2 protein-coding genes are annotated in these 1268 nt (G+C 73.3%); one reads left to right on the forward strand and one right to left on the reverse strand.

Features of this window, described 5'->3' with window-relative positions; all coding sequences use genetic code 11:
- Window positions 1-470, forward strand: a 470-nt coding sequence (locus EBH09_RS28825; RefSeq protein ID WP_193776589.1) for a hypothetical protein, incomplete at its 5' end; no start/stop codon positions are given.
- Here EBH09_RS28825 and EBH09_RS28830 read toward each other — a convergent pair.
- Window positions 464-1054, reverse strand: a complete 591-nt coding sequence (locus EBH09_RS28830; RefSeq protein ID WP_121749858.1) for a TetR-like C-terminal domain-containing protein — start codon at window positions 1052-1054, stop codon at window positions 464-466. The genes EBH09_RS28825 and EBH09_RS28830 overlap by 7 nt on opposite strands.
- Between the last annotated feature and the right edge of the window lie 214 nt (window positions 1055-1268).

Consider the following 1268-nt stretch of genomic DNA (forward strand, 5'->3'; position numbering starts at 1 on the left):
GTGCTCCCGGCGGCTACGGCGCCCCCGGCGCGTACGGCGGCGCTCCCGGCGGGTACCCGGGCGCCCCGTACCCCTACGCCCCCGTGCCGCCGCCGGCCATGCCGGGCAGTGTGCGCGCCGCGCAGATCCTGATCTGGGTGATGGCGGGGCTGGTGATGCTGGTCGTGGTCATCTGGGGGGCCGGTGTCGGCGCGGAGGACGCGGGCCGGCTCTTCGCCACGAACCTGATGGGGTGGGTGCTGTTCGTCCTCGCCTTCAGGTACGGCACGGGCGGCAACGGTGTGCGGGTCGCGTCCATCGTGCTGGCGAGCGTGCAGATCGTGATGTCGCTCGGCGGGATCGCCCAGGGGAACGGGGGCGGAGGCCTCCCGCTGTTCGGCGCGATCGCCATCGTGGTCCTGCTCAACCAGAGTGTCGCGGCGCAGTGGTTCAAGCGCCCGCGCGCGGGCGGGCTGCCGTACGGTCAGTGACCGCGGGAGCCGTCCGGCTCCCGGGGCCAGTTCGCCAGCGCCACATGCAGCGCGTCGACCGCCTTGTCCCAGGACGCCTGTACGTCGCGCGGGGCTCCGAAGCCGCCGGCGGCCTCCAGGGCGCAGTAGCCGTGGAAGGTGCTGCGCAGCAGGCGTACCGCGTCGGTGAGGTCGGGTTCGGCCAGGCCGTAGGCACGGAGCATGCCGTAGGTGATCTCGGCGGTGCGGCGCAGGGCGGGGGAGTCGGCGACGAGGGACTGGTCGACGCGGATCTGGGTCGCGGCGTAGCGGCCGGGGTGGCGCAGGGCGTACGCCCGGTAGGCGCCCGCGAAGGCGGCCAGCGCCTCCTTCCCGGCCCGGCCGGCCACCGCCGCCGCGATCTCGTCGATCAGCTCGCCGCCGGCCAGCAGCGCGACCCGGACGCGCAGCTCCTGGAGGCTCCTGACGTGTGTGTACAGGCTGGCGTCCTTCACCCCGAAGTGCCGGGCGAGCGCGGAGACGGTGACGCTCTCGAACCCGGTCGCGTCGGCGAGGTCGGCGGCGGCCGCGACGACGCGGTCGGTCGTAAGACCCGCTCGGGGCATGGGCCACCTTCCCGGCTTCCTAGGGCTTCTAGGTTTCATGCTAGGGCAGGCCGGGCGGCAGCCGCGGCTCACCTCCGAGTCGTTAAACGTTCACCTTCTGCCTCGATCCTCCTCACAGCCGCGCACGGCGGCGGTATCCAGGAGGATCTTCATGGGGCACGGACACGGGCACGCGCACGGCCATCACCACCACGGACACGGACACGCACACACC

The sequence above is a fragment of the Streptomyces sp. E2N166 genome (assembly GCF_003671715.1).
Classification (GTDB): Bacteria; Actinomycetota; Actinomycetes; order Streptomycetales; family Streptomycetaceae; genus Streptomyces; species Streptomyces thinghirensis.

What these genes read in the sequence shown, in the direction of transcription:
- EBH09_RS28830 (WP_121749858.1), bottom strand. Translation starts at nt 1,054, where the DNA reads ATGCCCCGAGCGGGTCTTACGACCGACCGCGTCGTCGCGGCCGCCGCC.